At 50.9% G+C, this 24,117-nt stretch carries 20 protein-coding genes and 1 riboswitch; of the genes, 5 read left to right on the top strand and 15 right to left on the bottom strand.

From position 1 onward, the window contains the following. Positions 1-21: 21 nt before the first annotated feature. The 4 genes from KNO69_RS02660 to gatC all read right to left on the bottom strand — a co-directional run bounded on the left by KNO69_RS02660 (position 22) and on the right by gatC (position 4,271). The gene (locus KNO69_RS02660; RefSeq protein WP_012727038.1) at positions 22-1,020 is read right to left on the bottom strand and encodes a diacylglycerol kinase; all 999 of its coding nucleotides are present in this window, start codon (positions 1,018-1,020) and stop codon (positions 22-24) included. 63 nt (positions 1,021-1,083) lie between these two features. Then, complete coding sequence (gene gatB / locus KNO69_RS02655) at positions 1,084-2,514, bottom strand: Asp-tRNA(Asn)/Glu-tRNA(Gln) amidotransferase subunit GatB (RefSeq protein ID WP_078147403.1); 1,431 nt, start codon at positions 2,512-2,514, stop codon at positions 1,084-1,086. A gap of 12 nt (positions 2,515-2,526) precedes the next feature. Continuing rightward, positions 2,527-3,969 (bottom strand): Asp-tRNA(Asn)/Glu-tRNA(Gln) amidotransferase subunit GatA, encoded by a 1,443-nt coding sequence (gene gatA / locus KNO69_RS02650; protein WP_031422700.1) that lies wholly within the window; start codon positions 3,967-3,969, stop codon positions 2,527-2,529. An 11-nt stretch (positions 3,970-3,980) separates the two neighbouring features. Beyond that, on the bottom strand, positions 3,981-4,271 hold the full coding sequence (gatC, locus tag KNO69_RS02645) for an Asp-tRNA(Asn)/Glu-tRNA(Gln) amidotransferase subunit GatC (protein ID WP_012727041.1): 291 nt from the start codon (positions 4,269-4,271) through the stop codon (positions 3,981-3,983). A 214-nt stretch (positions 4,272-4,485) separates the two neighbouring features. Here gatC and KNO69_RS02640 point away from each other — a divergent pair, with 214 nt between their 5' ends. Beyond that, entirely contained in the window at positions 4,486-6,189 is a 1,704-nt protein-coding gene (locus KNO69_RS02640) for a methyl-accepting chemotaxis protein (RefSeq protein WP_214815929.1), read from the top strand. 40 nt (positions 6,190-6,229) lie between these two features. On the opposite strand, the gene KNO69_RS02635 is transcribed toward KNO69_RS02640, so the two are convergent. The 3 genes from KNO69_RS02635 to KNO69_RS02625 form a co-directional block, all read right to left on the bottom strand. After that, positions 6,230-7,591, bottom strand: a complete 1,362-nt coding sequence (locus tag KNO69_RS02635) for an alanine/glycine:cation symporter family protein (RefSeq protein ID WP_214815926.1) — start codon at positions 7,589-7,591, stop codon at positions 6,230-6,232. A 416-nt stretch (positions 7,592-8,007) separates the two neighbouring features. Continuing rightward, the gene (bcp, locus tag KNO69_RS02630) at positions 8,008-8,445 is read right to left on the bottom strand and encodes a thioredoxin-dependent thiol peroxidase (protein ID WP_074036111.1); all 438 of its coding nucleotides are present in this window, start codon (positions 8,443-8,445) and stop codon (positions 8,008-8,010) included. A 13-nt stretch (positions 8,446-8,458) separates the two neighbouring features. Further along, positions 8,459-9,262 (bottom strand): hypothetical protein, encoded by an 804-nt coding sequence (locus KNO69_RS02625; RefSeq protein WP_214811195.1) that lies wholly within the window; start codon positions 9,260-9,262, stop codon positions 8,459-8,461. Between the two features lie 171 nt (positions 9,263-9,433). Between KNO69_RS02625 and pruA the strand changes: the two genes are divergently transcribed. Beyond that, positions 9,434-10,978 (top strand): L-glutamate gamma-semialdehyde dehydrogenase, encoded by a 1,545-nt coding sequence (gene pruA, locus KNO69_RS02620; protein WP_159562777.1) that lies wholly within the window; start codon positions 9,434-9,436, stop codon positions 10,976-10,978. A 38-nt stretch (positions 10,979-11,016) separates the two neighbouring features. Here the strand turns inward: pruA and KNO69_RS02615 are convergent, their stop codons facing one another. The 6 genes from KNO69_RS02615 to KNO69_RS02590 all read right to left on the bottom strand — a co-directional run bounded on the left by KNO69_RS02615 (position 11,017) and on the right by KNO69_RS02590 (position 16,915). Next, positions 11,017-12,252, bottom strand: a complete 1,236-nt coding sequence (locus KNO69_RS02615; RefSeq protein WP_214815923.1) for a GAF and HD-GYP domain-containing protein — start codon at positions 12,250-12,252, stop codon at positions 11,017-11,019. A gap of 124 nt (positions 12,253-12,376) precedes the next feature. Then, the gene (gene ribH, locus KNO69_RS02610) at positions 12,377-12,841 is read right to left on the bottom strand and encodes a 6,7-dimethyl-8-ribityllumazine synthase (RefSeq protein ID WP_074036107.1); all 465 of its coding nucleotides are present in this window, start codon (positions 12,839-12,841) and stop codon (positions 12,377-12,379) included. Next, positions 12,838-14,022 (bottom strand): 3,4-dihydroxy-2-butanone-4-phosphate synthase, encoded by a 1,185-nt coding sequence (gene ribB, locus KNO69_RS02605; RefSeq protein WP_214815921.1) that lies wholly within the window; start codon positions 14,020-14,022, stop codon positions 12,838-12,840. The genes ribH and ribB overlap by 4 nt, the downstream gene beginning before the upstream one ends. Then, on the bottom strand, positions 14,022-14,663 hold the full coding sequence (ribE, locus tag KNO69_RS02600; RefSeq protein WP_214815918.1) for a riboflavin synthase: 642 nt from the start codon (positions 14,661-14,663) through the stop codon (positions 14,022-14,024). The genes ribB and ribE overlap by 1 nt, the downstream gene beginning before the upstream one ends. Beyond that, positions 14,663-15,727 (bottom strand): bifunctional diaminohydroxyphosphoribosylaminopyrimidine deaminase/5-amino-6-(5-phosphoribosylamino)uracil reductase RibD, encoded by a 1,065-nt coding sequence (ribD, locus tag KNO69_RS02595; protein WP_214815915.1) that lies wholly within the window; start codon positions 15,725-15,727, stop codon positions 14,663-14,665. Before ribD ends, ribE begins: the two co-directional genes overlap by 1 nt. Before the next feature lie 152 nt (positions 15,728-15,879). After that, positions 15,880-16,022, bottom strand: a riboswitch (FMN riboswitch). 80 nt (positions 16,023-16,102) lie between these two features. After that, a complete protein-coding gene (locus KNO69_RS02590) occupies positions 16,103-16,915 on the bottom strand; it encodes an undecaprenyl-diphosphate phosphatase (protein ID WP_214815912.1) in 813 nt (270 codons plus the stop codon). Between the two features lie 452 nt (positions 16,916-17,367). On the opposite strand from KNO69_RS02590, the gene KNO69_RS02585 reads away from it, so the two are divergent. Further along, a complete protein-coding gene (locus tag KNO69_RS02585) occupies positions 17,368-18,009 on the top strand; it encodes a homing endonuclease associated repeat-containing protein (RefSeq protein ID WP_074036101.1) in 642 nt (213 codons plus the stop codon). Between the two features lie 45 nt (positions 18,010-18,054). On the opposite strand, the gene KNO69_RS02580 is transcribed toward KNO69_RS02585, so the two are convergent. After that, a complete protein-coding gene (locus KNO69_RS02580; protein WP_214815909.1) occupies positions 18,055-19,734 on the bottom strand; it encodes a sensor domain-containing diguanylate cyclase in 1,680 nt (559 codons plus the stop codon). A gap of 288 nt (positions 19,735-20,022) precedes the next feature. Beyond that, complete coding sequence (locus KNO69_RS02575) at positions 20,023-20,853, bottom strand: DegV family protein (RefSeq protein WP_159562782.1); 831 nt, start codon at positions 20,851-20,853, stop codon at positions 20,023-20,025. Between the two features lie 161 nt (positions 20,854-21,014). Here KNO69_RS02575 and KNO69_RS02570 point away from each other — a divergent pair, with 161 nt between their 5' ends. Then, on the top strand, positions 21,015-21,713 hold the full coding sequence (locus KNO69_RS02570; protein WP_078147416.1) for an ABC transporter ATP-binding protein: 699 nt from the start codon (positions 21,015-21,017) through the stop codon (positions 21,711-21,713). Positions 21,714-21,725: 12 nt separating this feature from the next. Then, the gene (locus KNO69_RS02565; protein ID WP_214815907.1) at positions 21,726-24,047 is read left to right on the top strand and encodes an ABC transporter permease; all 2,322 of its coding nucleotides are present in this window, start codon (positions 21,726-21,728) and stop codon (positions 24,045-24,047) included. Positions 24,048-24,117: the final 70 nt, after the last annotated feature.

Here is a 24,117-nt window from a genome sequence, read left to right as displayed (position 1 = left end):
GATGTCGTCATTCCTATCTTTTCACTCTGCTTTATCGAGCGAAACATTGAACAATTGCTTGATCATCTGTTCGCGTTCATATTGTGCATTCAAATCTTCCATCTCGCGAATTCGGGCGTTCGGCGCGAGCACCGTCAAGTGACGGAATAAGTTCCGCATTTCACCTGTGCATTCCCCGCCGTACTCACCGTCGATGTTGAGACTCATCGGCTCGGTCGTCTTCATCCGGACGCGGCTCGTCTTCACATGCTCGACGAGTGAGCTTGATAAGTGCTCACCCCGAAGGAGTAGACGGACGACGTGGATGAATTCGAACAAGTTACATTTCCGCAAAATGAACAGATCGAACAACCCGTCATTCAACGACGCGTGTGGTGAGATTTTTTCAAATCCACCGACCGAGTTCGAGTTCGATGTGAGGAAGACCATGACCTCGCCTTGGAACGTTCCTTCATCGTGTTCGAGTTCGATATACGTCGGTTTGATGAGAGGCAGTTTCTCCATCCCTTTCACGTAATACGCGAGCTGTCCGAGTGCTGTCTTCAACTTCGATGGCACCTCATACGAGAGCTCGGTCATGATGCCGCCACCGGCGATATTGATGAAATAGTGGATGTCACCTTTCTCGCCTTCGATTTCCCCAAGGTCGACCGGCATCTCGAATCCGTCACAGATGACGTCGAGTGCACCGACCACACTTAGTGGGATCCTCATCGCCCGGGCAAAGTCGTTCGTCGTCCCGACCGGAATGAGTCCGATCGTCGGACGATTCTCAAGCGGGGCGAGCCCTGAGATGACTTCGTTCAATGTCCCGTCTCCGCCTGCGGCGATGATGAGGTCGAACTCGGCTGCTGAGGCCCGTTTTGCTTCGAGCGTGGCATCACCAATCGCTTTCGTCGCATACGTCGACGTCTCATAACCCGCATCCTCGAGGCGGTTCAAAATGTACGGGAGTTCCCGTTTGATCACTTCTTTACCAGATGTCGGGTTATAAATGACCCGCGCACGTTTCCGTTGCATATTGATTCTCTCCCCTATGCTCAACTCGAGCGAAAAGCGAGACACAAGTGTCTCGCCGCCTGCTTAGCGTTTCGCGATCTCTTCGTGGAACAAGCCATCGAGGAGTGCCGGGTTCGCCATCCCTTTCGTCTGTTTCATGATTTGGCCGATGATGAAGCCTTTCGCACGGTCTTTCCCGTTCTTGAAGTCTTCGATCATTTGCGGATGCGCCTCGAACAATTCGAGGATGTAGCCACGGAGCAAGTTCTCGTCCGAGATTTGGGCGAGTCCGTTCGCTTCCACATATGCTTTCGGCTCAGCACCTTCTTCCATCATCGCCGTGAAGACACGCTTCGCGATTTTCGATGAAATCGTCCCTTCCGCAATCAAGCGGATGAGTTCAGCGAGTGATTCCGGTGTCAACTTCATCGTCTCAACCGTTTCGTTCGTCTTGTTCAAGTGACCGAGCACTTCACCCATGAGCCAGTTCGCTGCCGCTTTCGGCTCCGCACCGGCCGCTGTCGTCGCTTCGAAGAAGTCCGAGAACTCACGCGTTGACGTGAGGGCTTTCGCGTCGTATGCCGAGAGACCGTATTGACTCATGTAGCGTTCACGACGAGCTGCCGGCATCTCTGGAATCGTCGCGCGGATGCGCTCTTTCCATGCCTCATCGATTTCGAGACGGACGAGGTCCGGTTCTGGGAAGTAACGGTAGTCCGCTGCCCCTTCTTTGACACGCATGAGAATCGTCTTTTTCGCCGCTTCGTCGTAACGGAGCGTCTCTTGACGCATGACGCCACCTGAAAGAAGCAATTTGCGATGACGCGTCTCTTCATAGTCGAGTGCCTTCAAGACGTTTGAGAACGAGTTCAAGTTCTTGAGCTCTGTCTTCGTACCGAACTTCTCCTGCCCGAATGGACGGACCGAGATGTTACAGTCACAGCGAAGTGACCCCTCCTCCATCTTGACGTCCGAGACGCCAGCGAACGAGAGGACTTCTTTCAAACGCTCGAGATACGCGACCGCATCTTTCGGTGAGCGCATGTCTGCCTCACTGACAATCTCGATGAGTGGTGAACCGGTCCGGTTGAAGTCGACGACCGAGTGCTTCTCGCCCGTGTGGTTCATCTTCCCGGCATCTTCTTCTAAGTGCACGCGCTCGATGCGGAATCGTTTCATCTCTCCGTCTACTTCGACGTCGACGTGACCGTTTGAACCGATCGGCTTATCAAACTGCGAGATTTGATATGCTTTCGGCGTGTCAGGGTAGAAGTAGTTCTTGCGGTCGAACTTCGTATCTGTCGCAATCTCACAGTTGAGTGCCATTGCCGCTTTGATGGCGAGGTTGACCGCTTCTTCGTTCAATTTAGGCAAGACGCCTGGGTGTCCGAGACAAATCGGACACGTCTGTGTATTCGTTTCGGCACCGTAAGTGCGTGAGCAGCCACACCAAATCTTCGACTTCGTGCTCAGCTCGGCGTGCACCTCGATCCCGATGATCGTTTCAAAGTTCATCGTACGTCCTCCTTAGAGCTGTGGCATCTTGAAACCGCCGTTTGCTTGTTCAAAAGCATGGGCCACGCGGTAAAGTGTTGATTCATCAAAGTAGTTCCCGATAATTTGAAGACCGACCGGGAGACCTTCTGAAAGACCTGCCGGAACTGAGATAGCCGGGATACCGACCAAGTTGACCGGAATCGTCATGATATCGTTCGCATACATCGTGAGCGGATCGTCGAGCTGTTCGCCGAGTTTGAACGCTGTCGTCGGAGCAGTTGGTCCAACGATGGCATCATACTCTTCGAACACTTTCGCGAAGTCCTGCTTCATGAGGGTACGGACTTGTTGGGCTTTCTTGTAGAACGCATCGTAGTAACCAGAGCTGAGGGCATATGTCCCGAGCATGATCCGGCGTTTGACTTCGTCCCCGAACCCTTGTTCACGCGAATACGTGAACACTTCGTCGAGCGTGTCCGCTTCGGCGCGACGTCCGTAACGGATACCATCGAAACGTGCCAAGTTCGAAGAGGCTTCTGACGAGGCGAGCAAGTAGTACGCCGAGAGGGCATACTTCACAGACGGAATCGAAACCGTCTCGATCGTCGCACCGAGAGACTTGAGTGTCTCGATCGCTTTTTCAATCTGTTCACGGACGCCAGGCGCGACACCTTCTGCCATGAATTCTTCCGGAAGTGCGAACTTCATGCCCGTCAAATCCTGGTTGAGCGCTGCCGTATAGTCCGGCACTTCGACTTCAGCCGACGTCGAGTCCATGTCGCAATGACCCGCAATCGTATTCAATAAGTAAGCATTGTCTTCAACGGTACGCGTGAGCGGGCCGATTTGGTCGAGTGACGACGCGAAGGCGACGAGGCCGAAGCGTGAGACGAGACCGTATGTCGGCTTCATCCCGACGACACCACAATATGCGGCTGGTTGACGAATCGAACCACCCGTATCCGAACCGAGGCTGAAGAGGACTTGTCCAGCTGCGACCGATGCCGCTGAACCGCCTGAAGAACCTCCTGGTACACGAGTCGGGTCCCATGGGTTGCGGACCGGTTTGAACGCCGAATTCTCGTTTGATGAACCCATCGCGAACTCGTCCATGTTCAACTTTCCGATTGTGACGGCACCGGCATCATGAAGACGCTCGACGACCGTCGCATCGTGTGCCGGGACGAAGTTCTCGAGGAATGTCGAAGCACATGTCGTCCGCATCCCTTTTGTGACGATGTTGTCTTTCACACCGATCGGCATCCCAAAGAGCGGGTTGTCTGACGTTTTTGCAAGCTCATCCATGCGCTTCGCTTGCTCGAACGCATCCTCATTGAGCGTCAAAAACGCACCGATTTGATCATCCGTCGCTTCGATGCGATCGAACGATTCTTTGACGAGGTCCGTGACCGTGACTTCGCCTTCTTTTAATAACGTATGCAGTTTCGCTACACCGTGGTCAAATAAACTCATGAAAGGCCTCCTTACTCAAAGACCGCAGGGACACGGACTTGACCGTTCTCCCAGTCAGGTGCCATCCGTTCGACTTCCTCACGTGGAAGCGATGGACGGACCTCGTCTTTGCGTAGTACGTTTTTCAAATCTAGGGCATGGGTCGTCGGTTCGACACCCGTTGTATCCAGCTCATCGAGTTGCTCGGCGAACTCGAGAATTTTTGTCAATTGCTCCGTGAAGTGCGTCACTTCTTCATCTGTGATCGCAAGTCGGGCAAGTCCGGCGACGTGCCGAACTTCAGCTTCTGTAATACGAGCCAAAATTCCCACCTCCAACAGTTTTCAATACATCGTTCATTATCATACCACTTTTTCATAAGACAAAAAAGGAAATCTATCTTGTGAGAAAATGTCTCCTTTTTAAGAAACTAGGGGAATCCATCTCGAATATTGACCCGCTTTCAAAATCAGCTATACGGTCGATGTGCGATTCTGATTATGCTAAAGATAGAAAAGTTTCGTAAGGAGGAATCGTATGTCGATTCGGAATAAACTCATCACTGCGTTTAGCATCATGTTTGTGCTGCTTCTTGGTGTAAGCGGTTACTCTTGGTATGCCTTGAACGCATCAAAAGCAGCCCAGGAGGACATGATCGTCTCTTGGGTACCAGGAATTGACCAAATCCATCAAGTGGATAAGCAATTGCTTGAAATTCGCCGTCATTTGATTCGTCACGCACTCGTCGAGGACGCGGTGACGAAACAAAATATCGAGCGAGACATTCAAGCATCCGTCGCCATCTTAGAACAACGGATGGACGGTTATGAAGCCACGATTATCATGGAAGAAGATCAACAGCTCTTCGATCAGGCAAGCTCGAATTGGACTGACTATCAAGGCGTGATGAGTGAACTCATCCGTATTTCTAACGAAGAAGGAAGTGCTGCCGCAGAAACATATATTCGCGATACAGCGGATGCAAGCGCTGACACGCTCTCGAACTCTCTCGGTCTACTCGTCAACTTGAACCGGGAAGAAATTCAGACGGACACAGCGGCGGCGGCTAAGTCGTTTGAACAAGTACAACTCACACTATTCATCGTCCTTGGGGTCGCGGCTGTCATGACGATCCTCATGATGCTCTTCATCTTCCGCTCCATCTTTGAACCACTCAAAGAGTTCAAGACGAAGATGCGTGAGCTCGCCACGAGCGAAGGCGATTTGACGACGTCAATCCCTGTGAAGCGCCGCGATGAGTTCGCCGGACTCGCACGCGACTTTAACCAGTTCATCGCCAACTTGCGTCAGTTGATTCTTCAAGTGAACGACGTGACGACTGGCGTGTCAAAACAATCAACCCATATGTACGAAGAGTTGAAAGAACTTGATACGTACATGACGACGACCGCTGCGACGACAGAGGATTTGACCGCCGGTATGCAACAGACGGCGGCGAGCGCTCAAGAGATGAACGCTTCCGCCTCGGATATGGAACGGACGATTCATCACATCGTGACGATGGCCGATGAGCGGAAAACCGAAGCGAGACAAATCGATGAGCGTGCCCTCTCCCTCAAGTCACATGCGGTAGAGGCGAAAGAGAACGCCATCAGCGTCCTTCAGTCGACACGCACAAACTTAGAGAAAGCGATGCAAGATGCGAAAGCCGTGCGTGAGATCGCGACGCTCACGAACGACATCCTCGATATCGCCGCGCAGACGAACCTATTATCACTCAATGCTTCGATCGAAGCGGCACGTGCCGGAGAGGCCGGACGTGGATTCGCCGTCGTCGCCGACGAGATTCGAAAACTCGCCGAAACGAGCCGGGCGACCGTCGAACGCATTCAAGTCATCTCGACGACCGTTCTTCATTCGGTCGATCATTTGAATGAAAGCTCTGGACAGATGCTCCACTTCCTCGACACGAACGTCTTGAAAGATTATGACCAACTTGAAGAGGCAGCCGGACAATATAGTGAGGACGCAGGACGCTTCGAAACGACTGCGACCGAGTTTGCCGCCGCTGCCGGGGAGCTCGAACAATTGACGTCGAACATGATCGGTGTCATCCAGGACGTTGCGACGACCGTCAACAACGGAGCGCTCGGTACGCAAGAAATTGCTGAAAAAGTGACGATGTCCGTCGAACGCTTCGCCGAGTTGAACCATGCGACGGAACAGTCGCAACAAAAGATGGAAGAACTTGATTCACTGATTCGCCAATTCAAGGTATGACAAAAACCCGCCGACACGTGCTGTCCGGCGGGTTTTCTCATCAAGCGGCAGAGGACTGCCCTTCTTTTTTCCGTTCGAGTTCGAATCGTTTTGTCTCGGCGACGACCACACCGGAGAGGAACAAGAGTCCAATCAAGTTCGGGATAGCCATGAGACCGTTGAACACATCCGAGATGGACCAGATCAAATTCAAGTTCGTCGTCATCGCACCGAGTCCCGCGACTAAAATGTAGAGGACACGATATGGGACGATCACTTTTTCCCCGAGTAAATAATACGCTGAACGTTCTCCGTAATAACACCAACCGAGGACGGTTGAGTAGGCGAAGAAGACAAGCGAGATCGTCACGATGATTTCACCAATAGGTCCTAAGAAGTAAGCGAACGAGGCTTGCGTCAAGGCAATCCCTTCAAGCCCTTCCGTATATTGACCACTCATGACGATCGTGAGTCCCGTGATGGAACAGACGATGAGTGTGTCGATCAACACTTGTGTCATCGAAACGAGTGCTTGACGTCCCGGGAAGTCGGTCTTCGCTGCCGCGGCCGCAATCGGTGCAGATCCAAGTCCTGCCTCGTTAGAGAACACACCGCGCGCGACCCCGTAGCGAATCGCGGCACCTAACGCACCCCCGCCGATGGCTTCAGCACTGAATGTGCTCGAGAACATTGTCGATAAGGCACCTGGTACCAATTCAAGGTTCATGATGAGAATCACGAGCCCACTCCCGACATATGCGAAAATCATGAACGGGACGAAGATTCCGACGACTTTTCCGATTGATTTGACACCACCTAAGATGACGAATGCCGTGACCGCCATCATGACGATCCCTGTCACAACCATTGGGACGTTGAACGAGTTGTTCAAGGCGAGACTGATCGAGTTCGTTTGGACCCCGTTCCCAATCCCAAAGGCTGCGACCGATGCAAAGACGGCGAACAAGACGCCGAGCCATTTTTTCTTCAAGCCGTGTTCTAAGTAGTACATCGGACCCCCGGCAATCTCACCGCGTTCATCGACGACACGATATTTGACCGCCAAGATGGCCTCCGCATATTTCGTCGCCATCCCGACGAAACCAGATAACCACATCCAAACGACGGCACCCGGTCCCCCGAGGACAATCGCCGTCGCGACACCGACCATGTTTCCGGTACCGACCGTGGCCGCCAATGCCGTCATAAGTGCTTGGAAATGCGAGATGTCCCCACGTTGCTTTTTCTTCGGTTGTTCTGGTTTTGGTATAAATGCCTCTTTCAGACCGACCCCAAGTCGCGTCACTTGGATAAATCCGAGACGGACGGTCAGGAAAATCCCTGTCCCGACGAGTAATATGAGTAAATGTGGCCCCCAGACGAGATTGGATAAACTCGTCAGCCAACTTTCAATTTGATTCACCGTGTTGCTCTCCTCCTACGTTCTTGATTTGAGCGCTCTCCCTATATTTTTCAGAACATTCACAATCGAGTCAAGGTACATCGCCTAAAGAAAGCGTTTTCAACACGTTATATAATTGTAATATTTTCCCTGAACCCTTGTATCTAAAAGAATCTTAAAATTTATTTCGAAATATGATTGTAATATATATTCAACTGCATGAGCCCGGATTTCATGATCAATACGAACCGTTAATCGATAGACTACATCTCAATCAGAAATGGAGTGGTTTCAACTGTATAAAGCACGCTCGAAACGGCTTGATAGCAACGACCAATTACGGGCAGGCGAGACTCTTAAGGGAACAAAAAAGACTGTAGACCCATGCGTTGTCTACAGTCTGAAACCGTTCATGACCTTTCCTTCAGTTTCTCGTTTTACGAACGAATGGCAGCCACGACTTCTTCGACGTGACCTTTCACTTTGACGTTGCGCCACTCTTGTTCGATATAGCCGTCCTCGTTGATCAAGAAAGTCGAACGGACGATGCCGTAATATTCTTTCCCGTAATTTTTCTTCAACTGCCAGACGCCGTAAAGCTCGGACACTTCATGTTCCTCGTCCACGAGTAAATCAAATGGGAGGTCATTCTTGGCGATAAAGTTTTGATGTTTCTTTTGACTGTCGGCCGATACCCCAAGGACGACCGCGCCTTCCATTTTCGGCAACGCATCGCGGAAATCGCATGCCTCGGTCGTGCAACCAGGTGTCGAATCTCGAGGATAGAAGTATAAGACGACTTTCTTACCGAGATAGTCCTTTAATGAAACCATCTCTCCGTTTTGGTTCGGTAATGAAAATGTTGGTGCGAGCATCTGCTGTTCCTCCTTAGCCAAACGATGGGTCGACAAGTTGTTCGTCATAGCCATCGATCGCTTCTTCTAATTTTGTCTTTAACGGGTCAAGCACTTCGATATACTCGACTGGATCTTCCGTTGCAGCCGCTTTTCGGAGCGTCTCCTCGTTATCGGTGTACCACGTCTCATACGCTTTGAAATAGTCGGTCATGATGGTTTGGTTCTCCTCGACCGTCAACGTTTCCGCCATGAGCAGGAAGACGTTATTGTCTGCCTCGAGCGCCATATAGTCCGTCTGTGCGTTGACTTGGTCATAGATCGGACCAGCCTCATCTTCCGGAATCTCGGCGAGACGGGCGTTCGCTTCGGCATTCACTCCGTACTCGTTCGCCTGGACACCGATGAGTAACTCTCCGACCTCGGCAATCACGTCTTTTGGTAAAGCGACCGGTGTGATGACGAGTGACCACTCATCCCCTTCCTTCACGGCAATTTTACTGAGTCGGTTCGGGAGCGGGTTCCCTTCTTCATCGATCATCTCATGGACAAGGAACGCCACGTCTTCCTCTTCGTTGACCCAGCTCTTATAAATCTCACCAGGAGACAATTGACGGGTGACGGCACCAGTCGCCGGAATCTCGGTCAACCGGCCAGCATAATCAATTGATGCGAGTGCCTCGGCGTCTCCAGACTCGAGTGCCGTCTGATAGTCTGCGTACACGTCCGTGACAGCGTCCGGCAATGCGCGGTCTGTCTCTTCTACCACCGTCTCTTCCTCGTTTCCACATGCCCCGAGCATGAAGACGAGGAGTAGCGGAATGAACCATTTTTTCATGTTGTTCGTCCTTTCTAAAGCCGTGTTCTCCCCCATCCTATCACGTCTCGATTTCTTGCTCCAATGCCATGTGTTTCTGGAAAATTGTTTCACTAGGATTTCTACGATAATTTCGATACAATACAGACGTAAGCGCTTTAACGCTCAACATCACTTTAAGGGGGAACGAGAATGATTCCATACAAACATGAACCATTCACAGACTTTACACAAAAAGAGAATGCCGAAGCAATCCAAGCGGCAATCGAGAAAGTGAACGGTGAGCTCGGGAAAGACTATCCGCTCGTAATTGGTGGGGAAAAGGTTACGACGGAAGGTAAAATCACGTCTTACAACCCGGCTAACAAAGAAGAAGTGATCGGTCGCGTGTCAAAAGCGAACCAAGAGCTCGCAGAACGTGCGATGCAAGAAGCACTCACAGCATTTGACTCATGGCGCCATGTCGACCCGGCTGTCCGCGCCGACGTCTTGTTCAAAGCAGCGAACATCGTCCGCAAGCGTAAGCACGAGTTCTCGGCTTACCTCGTCAAAGAAGCGGGTAAACCGTGGAACGAGGCAGATGCGGATACAGCGGAAGCAATCGACTTCATGGAATATTATGCACGTCAAATGCTCGAACTCAAACCAGGCAAGAAAGTGGAGAGCCGCCCAGGCGAATACAACCGGTATGACTACATCCCACTCGGGGTCGGGATCGTCATCAGCCCATGGAACTTCCCATTCGCAATCATGGCCGGTACAGCAGTTGCGGCCATCGTCGCCGGTAACACAATTCTCTTAAAACCAGCTTCGACGACGCCAATCGTCGCTGCGAAATTCGTCGAAGTGATGGAAGAGGCAGGTCTTCCAAAAGGCGTGCTCAACTTCATCCCGGGACCGGGTGCAGAAGTCGGGGACTATCTCGTCGATCATCCGAAAACACGCTTCATCAGCTTCACAGGATCGCGTGATGTAGGACTCCGCATCAACGAACGTGCGTCTAAATTGAACGAAGGTCAAATTTGGCTCAAACGCGTGATCGCGGAGATGGGTGGAAAAGATACGATCGTCGTCGACGAATCAGCCGACCTCGAGCTCGCTGCACAATCGATCGTGAAATCGGCATTCGGTTTCTCTGGTCAGAAATGTTCGGCTTGTTCACGTGCCGTCATCGTCGACAGCGTGTATGATACGGTACTCGACCGTGTCGTCGAACTCACGAACGAACTCTCTGTCGGAAACACAGAGAAGAACGAACACTTCATGGGACCAGTCATCGACGCATCGGCCTTCAAGAAGATCACATCGTACTTCGATGTCGCAAAAGAAGAAGGACGCATCGTCGCAGGTGGGAAAGCAGACGATTCAACAGGCTACTTCATCGAGCCGACTGTCGTCGCAGACGTCGACCCGAAAGCACGCCTCATGCAAGAAGAGATTTTCGGACCAATCGTCGCCTTCACGAAAGCGAAAGACTTCAAAGAAGCAATCGATATCGCGAACAACACAGAGTACGGCTTGACAGGGGCGGTCCTCACACGTGACCGTATGAATCAAGAATACGCTCGCCAAAACTTCCACGTTGGGAACCTTTACTTCAACCGTGGTTGCACAGGCGCAATCGTCGGCTATCAGCCGTTCGGTGGATTCAACATGTCAGGTACGGATTCAAAAGCAGGTGGCCCGGATTACATCCAACTCCACATGCAAGCGAAAACAACATCTGAAACGTTCTAATCAAAAAGGAGACGCTCCCCCGAGGGGACGTCTCCTTTTTAGTGTGCTTTAAATGTCTGCTCGAACATGATGGCGATTTCTTCTTGATGAACCAGGAATAATTCGAACAAAGTCGGGTCGAACGCCCCTTCCATATTTCGCATCGCAAGAATCGCATCCTCATGAGTATAGGCCGGTTTATACGGTCGGACCGTCCGTAGTGCGTCATAGACGTCGATGATGGTGACGATTCGAGCCGCAAGCGGGATGTCTTCCCCTTTCAGTCCTTGGTTGTACCCGGTGCCGTCCCAGCGCTCGTGATGATACAGTGCGATGTGATAGGCCATTTGAATGAAGTAATTCTGAGGGAACTGTGTCTGCAAATCCTTCAACACTTCGCCGCCGACACGCACATGGTCGCGCATGAATACCCATTCCTGGTCGGACAGTTGATTCGCTTTGAGTAAGATTGCGTCCGGAACAGAGATTTTGCCGATATCATGGAGCGGTGCCGCGAGACGGATTCCTTCGATGAAGAGCGGTGACACTTCCGGATGGTGATGATCGTATAAAATCGTCGCGAATAGCGTCGACAAATCCTGCACCCGCTCGATATGGTTCCCCGTCTCGTTGTTACGGAGTGCGGACAAACGTAACAGCGTGCGGACAAGCCCCTCTTGATAATCGATCAATTCTTTTTCACGCTCGGCGAGGACCCGCTGCGCTTCTTCCCGCCCGGCCTCGATGCGGTGTCGCTCGACCGCCCCGAGTAGCGCATTGCTGAAATCTTGTAGCGCCTGTTGTTCGTACTCCGTGTACGTCCGTTCCGAGACGACGGAATCAAACCCGACAAATCCCTGACACGACTTCCCTTGCATCATGGGGACCGCGAGCAAACTTTGAATCGCTTGCGGTTCTAAGATGGCGCGGACGTCGCTCCCTTCAGGTAGATCGACGACCCGTGGAATATACATCGTCTCACCCGCCACATGGATATTCACCCACTCGGGCAGCACATCAATCGGCACGTCTTGAAGATTGTCCATTTCAGCCGTGATTCCTTCGGCGCACCATTCGAACGTGTTATGGCAGACTTGATTCGTAAAATCATAATCGAAGACATAGACGCGGTCGACCGCGAAATAATGTCCAAGTTCGGCTAGCGATTGGTCAACCCGCTTTTTGAAATCCGCAATCTCTGTCGTTAAAAAACGATTGAGGAGTGACGAAAGCAGGTGATGGAGTCGCTCTTGTTGTTGTAACTGTAACGTCAATGATTCGTGCGAAGTTGCCATGTGCCAAACCTCCCTTATCGTTCAAATACATGCATTCGTTCCATGCACTTATTTTACCCATTTTTCAGTTTTTTCATCCTAGTTCAACCATTTGAAAAACCGGGTGATTGCCACCCGGTTTTGATTAGACTTGCTTTAACAGATTGGCCATCTCGATGGCAGAAGTCGCCGCTTCCCACCCTTTGTTGCCTGCTTTTGTTCCTGCACGCTCAATCGCCTGTTCAATCGTCTCCGTCGTCAACACGCCGAAGATGACCGGGACTTCGGATTGATAGCTCGCCTGGGCGATCCCTTTTGCCGCTTCGTTACAGACGTAATCAAAATGCGGGGTCGCACCACGAATGACGGCTCCGAGCGTGATGACCGCGTCGTATTGTTTGCTCATCGCCATTTTTTTCGCGACGAGCGGAAGTTCAAATGCTCCTGGGACGAAAGCGAGCGACACATCCTCTTCCTTCACTCCATGACGTTTCAAGGCATCCTTCGCCCCGTCAAGCAGACGCATCGTGATCAAGTCGTTGAACCGTCCGACGACGATTCCAATCTTTAAGCCTTCTCCAACTAAGTTTCCTTCAAATGTATAGGTCATGTCCATGTTCCTCCAATATGATTCATTTTGAGTTGTTTCGTCAGGCGATACGATTCGTTCGCTTCATGCGCACCGACATGAATCGGAACGCGTTCGACGACTGTGATGCCACATGATTCCAAGGCATCGACTTTATCGGGGTTGTTCGTCATGAGCCGGACACGGGTGACGCCAAGATCACGAAGCATCGCCGCGCTCACCCGATAGTCCCGAAGGTCCGGATGAAACCCGAGTGCCACGTTCGCCTCGACCGTATCCAATCCATTCTCTTGAAGGGCGTACGCCTTCAGTTTGTTCAACAGTCCGATGCCTCGCCCTTCTTGACGCATATAGAGCACGATGCCCGATTCCTGCTCGATTCGTGCCATCGCCGTGTCTAGTTGCGGACCGCAATCACATCGGAACGAACCGAAGACGTCACCGGTCAGACATTCGGAGTGAATGCGAACGAGCGGGACCTCCTCAAGTGTCTCCGTCACGAGCGCCACATGCTCTTCACGGTCCATTCGATTCTCATACCCTATCATGCGAAACGTTCCTTTTGAGGAAGGTAGGGACACGTCCGCAACACGTGTGACGAGGTTCTCCTCCATATATCGGACTAACGCTTCGATAGTGATGAATGCCAACCCGTGGCGTTCAGCGACTTGTACCAAATCAGGTACGCGTGCCATCTCCCCGTCATCTCGAATGATTTCACAGATGACCGCGACCGGCTCACTTCCTGCGAGTCGCGCCAGGTCGACAGACGCTTCGGTATGACCTCGGCGAACGGAGACGCCTCCCTTCTTCGCAATGAGCGGGAACAGATGTCCCGGACGTTGAAAATCGGATGGATGGGACGATGGGTTCGCTAACTCACGAACGGTGTGAGACCGTTCACTCGCCGAGATACCAGTCGTCGAATCGATATGGTCGACACTGACCGTGAAGGCGGTACCGTGTGGGTCTGTACTGTTCGTCACCATCGGCGCGAGGTCGAGACGAACTGCCACTTCTTCTGCTACGGCGCTACAGACGAGTCCTTTCCCTTCCGTGATCAAAAAGTTCATCGTTTCCGGTGTCATCTTGTCACCGAGTACGACAAAGTCCCCTTCATTCTCACGGTCCTCATCATCCACGACGATGATGGGACGTCCTCGTCTCAGTTCCTCAACCGCCCGTTCAATCGAATCAAACATTACCATCCCGCCTTTCCATATCCTTGTTCCGCCAAAGACTCGAGCGTCATCTTCGACTGCCCGACGACCTTTTCCATATATTTTGCTAACAGATCACATTCTAAATTGACTAAATCACCCGTCTGTTTCATCCCAAGCACGGTCTCGCTGTATGTGTGTGGAATCAAGGACAGGGTAAACCCACGCTCTGACACGTCAAACACAGTCAAACTCGTTCCATCTACAGATATCGAGCCTTTCGGGACAATGTAGGAAAGGAGCGCGCGGTCACACTGGATATCAACATAGACCGCATTCGCGAGAGGACGTTTCTTCGTGATTCGCCCGACCCCGTCGACATGACCGGATACGAAATGTCCGCCAAACCGTCCGTTCGCCGGCATCGCTCGTTCGAGATTGACAGGTGTTCCAGGCTTGACCCCATCTAGACTTGATGCCTTCAATGTTTCTGGCATGACATCGACAGAGAACGTCGCGTCATCAAACGTCGTCACCGTGAGACAGATCCCATTCACGGCAATGCTGTCCCCGAGCTTCACATCCTCAAGCACTTTCACAGTGGACAAAACGAGTCGTAAAGATGGTCCGTTGCGCTTGACCGCTTTGACCGCTCCGATTTCTTCTACGATTCCCGTGAACATCAGAGCGCCCCCTTTCGAAGGACGACTTTCAGGTCGGGTCCAATCGTTTCGACCTGATGAATCGTAAAACGGGATATCCCATCGATCGTCCCTTCCTGCTGTGAGTGATAGACGCCATGCTTCCCACCGAACACCCGTGGTGATTGATAGGCGACCCATTCATCCACGTAGCCTCCGTCAAGAAGTGAGGTGACAAGCGTCGGTCCGGCCTCGATCAACACACGCCCAATCCCATTTGCGTATAGCGTCTCAAGAACCGGGCCGAGTGACGTATAATCGAATAATTCGATACCGACGGCTTGAGCTCGTTCACGTCGTTCTGCCTCATCTGACGAAGTGAAGAGGAGCACCGGGACGTCTTCGGCGGTACGTGCTAACGTACTAGCGAGCGGTAACCTCAGGTCACGGTCGAGCACGACTCGTTTCGGCTGTCGCGTCACGCGGTCCAATCGAACCGTAAGCGATGGGTCATCCGCGAGTACCGTTCCAATCCCGGTCAAAATCGCATCGACCTTGGCACGAAGTTCATGCACATCACGACGGGCTTCCGAACTCGTCACCCATTGACTCTCCCCCGTCTCTAAGGCAACTTTCCCATCGAGGCTCGTTGCCGTCTTCAAGATGACGTATGGTCGTTTCGTCTCAAGCGACCGCAAAAATGCCGTATTCAAGGCACGCGCCTCTTCCTCAAGCAGACCCACATCGACTTCGACACCGGCCGCTTGCAGGCGCACGATCCCATTGCCTGCGACGAGTGGATTCGGATCTTTCATGGCGACGACGACACGTTTGATGCCCGATTCTACAATCAAATCGGCGCACGGTGGTGTCTTACCGTGATGCGAGCACGGTTCGAGCGTGACATATAAAGTCGCCCCGGATGCAGCCGCACCGGCCATTCGAATCGCATGCACTTCAGCATGTGGTTCGCCCGCCTTAAGGTGGGCACCCATTCCGACGATACGTCCGTCTTTCACGAGAACGGCACCGACGAGTGGATTGACACCGGTCTGTCCATCGGCTGATTTCGCCAATTGAATGGCCTGTTCCATGTACTGTTTCATCGTTCTCCCTCCTTTTTCCGTACAAACAAAAGACCCTAAGGAGCAGTCCTTAGGGTCTTGGTGGGAGGGTTTCGTCGAATTTTGGCAAGCCAAATAAACGTTTTCTATACAGAAAAGCGTACGACGAAGCACAGGTCACGTGGACCTGTTTTTTGTTCCTTCTCCCATCCAGACTATACTGTCGGCTCTAGAGTCTCACTAGATCCACCGTTCGCACACGTGCGCCCGGGTCACGGACTTAGGGCATAGGCCCATCACCGCCGGTTGGGAATTTCACCCGACCCCGAAGGAATATTTGTTTGTACAGGTTTACTGTATCGCAATTGTTTTTATTTCGCAAAACAAAAAACGCTACTCGTGAGAGTAGCGCCTCGATTATGCGAGAAAGAGGACGACGAGAAGCCCGACAATCCAGCAGTAATATGAAAAATACTTCAATTCGCCTTTTGCCATGATGTGCTGGAACCACTTCAATGAAATGGCCGTCAACACGTATGATGCGATAAATGCCAAAATGAGCGGACCGAACAAATCACGCGTGTCTGGGTTTGTGAACAACGTCGGACCGTCCAAGATCATCGTCCCGAGACTAATCGGAATGAACAGGAAGAACGAGAACCGAAGCGCGGATTCCTGTTTGATTCCGAGGAGCATCGCCATAACGATAGTCGCTCCGGAACGGCTGATCCCAGGAATGAGCGCCACGGCCTGAGCAAGTCCGATCAATACGGCGTCACGTAGCGTAATGCCACCGTCGCCCTTGTTTCCTCGCATATTCCGGATGAACCAGAGGGCGAGTCCCGTAATGATGAGTGTATAGCCGACTGTCGCCACGCCACCGAGCACCTCGGCGATCCAGTCACCAAACAGGACACCGAGCACACCGGCCGGAACGGTCGCGACAAGTAACAGCCCGATGAACTTCACGTCGACCATCGTCTCATCCGAACGGTCTTTCTTAAATAAAAACGTCCACAAACTCATGATGAGACGAACGACGTCTTGACGATAGATTGTTAAAACCGCAAGAAGCGATGCAAAGTTTACGAAAACTTCAAATGACAATCCCGGCAAGTCAATGTTAAATAGTTCTTGGAAGATGACAAGATGTCCGCTCGATGAAATCGGGATGGGCTCTGTGAACCCTTGAATCAATCCAAGTAACGTATAAAATAACCAAACTGTCATAGTGATGATCCTCTTTTCTGTTTTTCACTCAATGCGGCTATTTTAGCAGAATCGGTCTTTCATTGACCAGCCATTAAAATTTTTTTGCCGTAATTTCAATATTTGATTGATTAGTCTGAAAATTAAATTTATTATAGAAGGGTACTCATCTGGAGCGAAGGCGATGACCCCAACTCTCCAGCTGGGTACTTTTTTATAAAAATATTACAAATTTAGGTGATTAAAACTTTATGTTTACATTTCTCTCAAAATTCGATTTAATTTGTAATAGAACTGTTACCATTTTTTGAAATTATCAACTGCGACTTTAGTCCTATCCAATTCCTAGGAATTGTTTAAAATTTTTCAAAATCACGTTAATAAATCCGAAAAACAATCCGATAGTATGATTGTAGGAGCATTTTTTTATCTTTGTCGATTCAGATTTGAGTCCACGGAAGGAGGAACCATCATTGAATCAAACGCTATCCACTAAATCCCATCACTTGTCTACCGAACAGCAAAGGATGATCCATTGCATTCGTCTTCTCGGGGACTTGTTGAAGGAACGTCCACGCCGTTCTGTCTATCGCCGCTTCGCAATGGAACAGAATTGGCCGTCTCCTGAGTCGATCATTCGTCAGTTCGGGTCATGGGCTGAGGCACTTGCCATCGCAGGCTATGAATGGCATGGAGAGTCAACCGTCGAATTGCCAGACAAAATGCCGAAGTATACACGCGAGGACATCATCGAGACGCTCGCCATTTATTCGCGAGACATGGGCTCGATCATCACCTTGAAGAAGTATCAGCAATGGCGAAAGCTCCATCCGAAGGCACCGAGCCATTATCATATCGTCAAGACGTTCGGTTCGTGGCATGATGCCTGTGCCGAGGCAGGACTTGAGGCGAGTGTGACCTATTCGAAAACAGAACTCTCGAACGCCCTTCGTGAAGCCATTCAGGAAATGGGCTTCTCGCTCTCATTCGAAGCTTACCGTGAATGGGCAAAGCGCAACAACAAACCTTCAACGAAAGCGATCTTGCATCGCTATGGCTCCTGGTCAGCCGCCGTTCATGCGGTTGAATCTGAACTTTATAATACGAACTCATAATCATTTCATACGAAAGGAGGATCCACCATTTTGGGGATCCTCCTTTCATCTGACCTCTGTCGACAGATCATGATAGTGGGCGACACGATCTCGCCCGTTAAATTTCGCCCCGACATACATGGCCCGGTCCGCATGTCGCAAGACTGTATCGAGGTCTTCATATTCATAAATCGTTTCAATCCCGATACTCGCCGTCACCGTGATGCGCGTGCCTTCTGTCCCAAAATCATGGCGCTTCAAGGCGTTTCGTATCTTTTCACCGACCAGATTGGCGGCCGCCTCATCCATTCTCGGGAAGACGAACACGAACTCTTCGCCTCCGTAGCGCGTCACCAAGTCCGTCGCTCGAACATTGCGAGTAAAGAGTTGACCTGCTTCAATCAACACCTCGTCCCCGAATGCATGCCCGTATGTGTCATTGATCGATTTGAAGTGGTCCAAATCGATCAATAAAACAGAGAGCGGATAGGACGCCACATCGTTCAAACGTTCTTTCGTCCAACGTCGTAGTGCCCGCTGATTATGTAATCCCGTTAACGGATCTGTCAAACTCTCGTGTTGCAAACGTTTGCGTTCATCGATGCGTTCGATTGACCAAGATAACGTCTTGAGGAGGCGGTTCACTTCAACCGCAATCGGAGTTTCGTATGCCCCGTTTGCTGTCGTCGATACCATGCAGCTGACCGCCGTCTCTGCTCCCCAAACGGGTTGGATGACGAGCGCCGAATGATGTAGTTCTTGTTGCTGTTGCTGCAATTCGGGATGCCATTCATGAAGCGAGTCATAGACGAAACATGGCTCATCCTCATCTTGATAGCGTTCAATCGTGAAGGCATCCGGCACACTCGGGATGACGCGACCGGTCATATCATAAAACGTCCGCTCCCCGTTTCGGTTGACCTGCAACCATCCACGCTCCACTTCGACGATATCACGTAGACCGTTCCAAAACTTCTCAATCAACAGTTGCTCGCTGTCCACGCGGTACAGCTGTTCTTTCAAGCGTTCGACTTGGTCGACTCTCGACTTGGTTTCTTCCGTCTCCGTCGCTTTCGACATCGTCATCTTTAGGACAGATAGTACGAAGAACGTGACGATGAGCCCGACATAACCAAAGATGAGATACGACTCGATGGCAATCATCGCGAACAGTAGTTCGAGTGATACGACAAGCCAGTCAAATCGGATCAGTCGCCACATAATCGGGAACGGGATCCGTTCTCCGACCATGAAGTAGGATAAAGCGAAACTCATCATAAGGACAAGGAACAGAGTCCCCAAAAAGGCTACCATCGCCCATCCTTGTTGCATCAAATGAACGGGCTCTCCGATTTGTCCACCGAGTGCGATATAGGCGATCCCCGGCAACAGAACGACCAGACATTCAATCACCGTGTTGAGCGGATAGAAATGAAGGAACCGTCTTCGCCCGACGCGACGATTAAAGGCTCGCACCTGAAACGTGAAGAGGAGCAATTGCCCCATCAACAGTGCGGGCGCCAGTCCGTATAAAAAGAATGTGATAAAGACAAACATCTCATGGAACGTGAAGTGAAGATGCCTGCGCTTTAAAGGATTCATGACGAACAATGCCCCAAGCGTATAGATGAACCAAAACAACGGCCAGTCGAACGCCTCAAGGTTCTGGAAAGTCAAATACGTCACTCCCGTGAAGACGAGCGTCCACGCGAACCAGCTCCGAACTAGGTACTTCCGAAATCGCATCGTCTTCCCCCCTTTTCTCGTTCATTTTTTCTAGTATGACCCGAAATGCAAAAACATTCCAGCAATTGTTTGAAAGTTGAGACAATGAAATATTGAAATAATTCCCAATTTGATGTTTTGCTTTTCTAGATGTCGGCAACAACTTGGATAAAGGGGGCTAACCATGGACTTTTCTCTATTTATAATCACGTTTTTGATCATCTATTCGCTCATTATCACACTTCTCTATTTGCGGAAACAAAAGAATACGTAAAAGGGCGATCCTCGTAGGAGGACCGCCCTTAATCATTATTTCGCTTTCAAATAAGAAATTCCAATTGACCCGGATCCCGTATGCGCCCCAAGAAGTGGTGCGAGTGTATCAACTCTGATCGGAATCGTGTCACCGAGTTGTTTTTTCCACTCCTCAGCAAGCTCAGGGACATTTCCGTGGAAAATCGAGACGTCCTGACATTCACCGGACTCGATTGCCGCACGTAACACTTCGAACAAATGGGCTTGTGCTTTCTTGTATGTGCGGACCGTTTGATACGGGACAATCAAACCGTCTTCGAATCGAAGTACAGGTTTCAATTGAAGCATGTTCCCGATGAGCGCCTTCGATTTAGAGATTCGACCGCCTTTTTGCATCTGCGTCAAGTTTTGAAGCGTCAATTCGATGCGGACGTCCTCGACGCGCTTCTTCATGTATGCTTCCACGTCTTCAAGCGCATCGCCTCTTTCGACGCGTTCAATCAACTCCTCGAACATGAGTCCCATCGTATAGATACCTGCCCGTGAATCGAAGGCGAGCAACTTGAACTCCGCAATCTCAGCCCCTTGAACGGACGCCGAATACGTCCCACTCAGGTCAGACGATAGGTGAATCGCGATGCCCATATCGTACTCTTCTTTCAATTTTTCATAGAGTGTGACGAAATCCCCGATCGCGGGCTGACTCGTCGAGACGCGCTCTCCCGCGTCAATCCACTCGTAAACCGTTTTCGCATCGACTTCGATTCCATCTTTATACGGCTGGTCCCCTTTGACGACATAGAGCGGGACAATGTGGATGTCAGGATGTTGCGCTAATGCATCTGGAAGGACAATCGTACTGTCCGTGATGTAAGCAATCTTCATAAAGAGTTCTCCCTTAAAAAAAGTTTTTAGTACCTGGTTATATTATTTTATCACAGGTGAAGCGGTTTCACTATTTTTTCAAAACATCCTATGTGTAGCTCGTCCAATCACTTCTCGAAAAGGGTATGCCTTAGATAACAAATAAAGGAGGCGTGTGTGGCATGATCGAACTACGGAACGTCAGCAAAATCTATAAGACAGGCGACGTGGAAACGGCCGCCTTGAAAGACATCGACCTCACCATCCGGGATGGCGCGTTCGTCGTGATCCTAGGTCCAAGCGGGAGCGGGAAGAGTACACTGCTCAACGTCATCAGCGGACTCGACACGGTCACCTCAGGTAAGATCACGTTCGGCGACACCGTGCTGACCGACCTATCCGTCGATCAGATGACTGCTTTTCGACGCGACCATCTTGGCTTCATTTTCCAACAATACAACCTTCTTCAAAACTTGACCGTCTATGAGAACGTACAAATTGGTTCTGACTTAACGAAAGACCCGCTGCCGATTGATGAATTGCTCGAACAAGTTGGGCTCACAGCGTCACGTGATAAATACCCCTATCAACTATCGGGCGGTGAGCAGCAACGTGTCTCCGTCGCCCGCAGCCTCGCCAAAAATCCCGCCATCATCTTTTGTGACGAACCGACGGGCTCACTCGACGAGGAAAATTCGAAGAGAGTACTCGAACTATTGGAACGATTGAACAAGACGTATCAAAAAACAGTCGTCGTCATCACACACAATAATGGAATCAGTGAGATGGCGGACGATGTCATCAAGATGAACTCCGGTCGAATCGTGGAGGTGACCCATCATGAGACCCGGGTCGCGGCACGTGACATCCATTGGGGATAAGGGGGTGGCGACATGCTGTATAAAAACGTCTGGAAGACATTAAATCGGAAGTGGATGCAACTCCTCGCCATCGCCATCATCATCGTCATGAGTTCACTCACGTACACGATGATGTTCTATGGCATCAGTGGAATCGAGGTCCCGACTGAAGAGTATCTGGAAGAATCGAATCAGGAAGACTTTGCGATTGACATGCTCAATCGGGTGACGGAAGAGGAGTTACGCGACCCCGCTCTCGCCACGCTCGCGGAAACAGGAACGTTCACATTGACTGACATCAAACAAGCCGATGCGGAAGTCTTCAATCGTCTGATCGCATCGCGAATCGCTGCCGTCGAACAGGAGATGCCGGATGCTACGATTGAACTCCGTGACTTAAAAGCCATCACCTACACGTTCGATGATATTGAACATCGGGGATTGATCGTCAAAGAATCAGACACGATCAACCGCTCCTACCTCGAAGCCGGTGATCGACCGAGCGCGAATGACGAAGTCGCCCTCAATAAAAAATATGCAGAAGAGAACGGCATCGACATCGGAGACACAATCGACATCGGCAAACCGTTCACGGTGAGTGGATTTGTCCTTTTTCCGGACTATACGCTCCCACTCTTCGATGATAACTTCTTCAACTTGGACCCTGGTTCACAGACCCTCCTCTTGATGACGGATGAATCGTTCGAAACATTCATCGGGCAAGAGTCTTTCCGACTGTCCGGGGTGACCGATCAAGCGATCAAGACCGACATAGACCTCCCGTTTGTCGTCTCGGTCATGGAGACGGAAAATATTATCCGAAGTGGTGCCATCTACAGTGAGATTTCATCCGGCAAGGCGATGGCGCTCGGACTCAGTCTCTTTATCGTTTCTATCGCTGTCATCATCGTCGCCATCCTGATCTCGAATATGCTCGAGGCGGAACGAGGACAAATCGGACTGTTGAAGGCGATTGGTTATAGTCGTCGGCAAATCGCATCGCCTTACTTGGTGCTCATCTTGGTTTTCGCATTCTTTATGCTCATCATCGGTTATTTCCTGGGGCTTTATTTCGCGAACCCGTTGAAAGAACTCTATCTCGACTTCTATCTTTTACCGTCCATCACCATCGCCCAAAGTCCACTCGTGTTCGTGACAGCCGTGTTCGCCCCGCTCCTCTTCTTTGCGCTCGTTGCAGGAGCTGTCATCTATAAAATTATGGGTGAGAGCGCCCTTGCCCTCTTGTCACCACGGGACAATGTCTCATTGAATCGACTCAGTCGACTTGTCAGTCGCCTGTTGAGACGGGCGAGTGGCAAGACGAAGTTCAAATATTTGTATGCCGTCAAGAGCACGGGGAGTTTTCTCATCTTCTTTCTCGGTATCCTCTTCTCGACGATTCTCATCGTTTTCGCCCTCATGATGAACGGCGCCGTCGACCGTATGACCGTTGGCGGATTGAACGAAGCGGTGTATGAATACGAGGCGTATACAGACGGGACACCGGTTTTAGAAGCGGGACAAGAACCGTTCCTCACCTATCCGTTCGCCTTTGTCGAAGATAACCTGATCACCTTGAAGGGACTAGACTTCGACAACACCTTGTTCCCACTCCAAAACGAAGATGGGGATGTGTTGACAGTTGAACCTGACGGCCTTGTCGTCTCTTCCTCACTAGCCCTGAAGCTCGGGCTCGACGTCGGTCAAGACATCGATGTCGCACTCGACGGGGACACGTTGACCTATCCCATCATCGGGATTGCCGATGAATTCTCTGGCGACTTCGCCTATTTGCCCCGGGCGACGTTAAGTGAACTACTCACGGACGGGGCGACGGATGACCTGTTCAACGGCATCTATGCGACGGAGCGTCCGAGCGAATCGGACTATTCGACTATTCTGTCACGCCAAGGGTTGATTGATCAGTCCGAATCGATCAACCAATATATGAATTTCATGATGAATGTCTTGATTGGTGGGGCGTCCCTCATCGCTTTCAGCATCCTGTTCGTCTTGACGGCACTGACGGTCGAGAAGAACTATTACGTCATCTCCTTGTTGAAAGTGATGGGATATCAAAAACGGGAAGTCCGCTCCATGATTTTGAACAGCTACTTCATCTATGCGCTCATCTCTGCCCTCTTGAGCATCCCCATCGCCCTGTTGACGCTTCGGGTCATCATCGTCGTCTTTGCAGAAGATTATGGACTCGTGCTCCCACTTGACTTCGAATGGGTCTATATCGTCTATACGCTTGGCGCTGTCGTTCTCCTCTTCTTTATGAGTACGTTCATCAGCCGCCGAAAAATCGATCAAATCCCACTTCAGGAAGTATTGAAGACATATCAAGAATAATTCATGCCAAAATAGGGCATAATAAGAGATAGACCAGGTCTCTCCTGAGGAGGGGCCTGACTTTTGCAGA

Origin of the sequence: Exiguobacterium sp. s131 (assembly GCF_018617345.1) — a bacterium.
In the GTDB taxonomy this organism is placed as follows: Bacteria; Bacillota; Bacilli; order Exiguobacteriales; family Exiguobacteriaceae; genus Exiguobacterium; species Exiguobacterium profundum.
Note: the sequence above shows the minus strand (reverse complement) of the source record. Positions and strands in the feature narration are given on the sequence as shown.

Bases quoted from the DNA above. Each gene is read 5' to 3' on its own strand.
- bcp (WP_074036111.1), bottom strand. From the start codon at position 8,445: ATGCTCGCACCAACATTTTCATTACCGAACCAAAACGGAGAGATGGTT.
- KNO69_RS02590 (WP_214815912.1), bottom strand. From the start codon at position 16,915: ATGACAGTTTGGTTATTTTATACGTTACTTGGATTGATTCAAGGGTTC.
- gatB (WP_078147403.1), bottom strand. From the start codon at position 2,514: ATGAACTTTGAAACGATCATCGGGATCGAGGTGCACGCCGAGCTGAGC.
- ribD (WP_214815915.1), bottom strand. From the start codon at position 15,727: ATGAAACAGTACATGGAACAGGCCATTCAATTGGCGAAATCAGCCGAT.
- KNO69_RS02625 (WP_214811195.1), bottom strand. From the start codon at position 9,262: ATGAAAAAATGGTTCATTCCGCTACTCCTCGTCTTCATGCTCGGGGCA.
- KNO69_RS02660 (WP_012727038.1), bottom strand. From the start codon at position 1,020: ATGCAACGGAAACGTGCGCGGGTCATTTATAACCCGACATCTGGTAAA.
- KNO69_RS02565 (WP_214815907.1), top strand. From the start codon at position 21,726: ATGCTGTATAAAAACGTCTGGAAGACATTAAATCGGAAGTGGATGCAA.
- ribE (WP_214815918.1), bottom strand. From the start codon at position 14,663: ATGTTCACGGGAATCGTAGAAGAAATCGGAGCGGTCAAAGCGGTCAAG.
- KNO69_RS02615 (WP_214815923.1), bottom strand. From the start codon at position 12,252: ATGGCAACTTCGCACGAATCATTGACGTTACAGTTACAACAACAAGAG.
- gatA (WP_031422700.1), bottom strand. From the start codon at position 3,969: ATGAGTTTATTTGACCACGGTGTAGCGAAACTGCATACGTTATTAAAA.
- KNO69_RS02580 (WP_214815909.1), bottom strand. From the start codon at position 19,734: ATGCGATTTCGGAAGTACCTAGTTCGGAGCTGGTTCGCGTGGACGCTC.
- ribH (WP_074036107.1), bottom strand. From the start codon at position 12,841: ATGACCTATACATTTGAAGGAAACTTAGTTGGAGAAGGCTTAAAGATT.
- pruA (WP_159562777.1), top strand. From the start codon at position 9,434: ATGATTCCATACAAACATGAACCATTCACAGACTTTACACAAAAAGAG.
- ribB (WP_214815921.1), bottom strand. From the start codon at position 14,022: ATGTTTGATTCGATTGAACGGGCGGTTGAGGAACTGAGACGAGGACGT.
- KNO69_RS02640 (WP_214815929.1), top strand. From the start codon at position 4,486: ATGTCGATTCGGAATAAACTCATCACTGCGTTTAGCATCATGTTTGTG.
- KNO69_RS02575 (WP_159562782.1), bottom strand. From the start codon at position 20,853: ATGAAGATTGCTTACATCACGGACAGTACGATTGTCCTTCCAGATGCA.
- KNO69_RS02570 (WP_078147416.1), top strand. From the start codon at position 21,015: ATGATCGAACTACGGAACGTCAGCAAAATCTATAAGACAGGCGACGTG.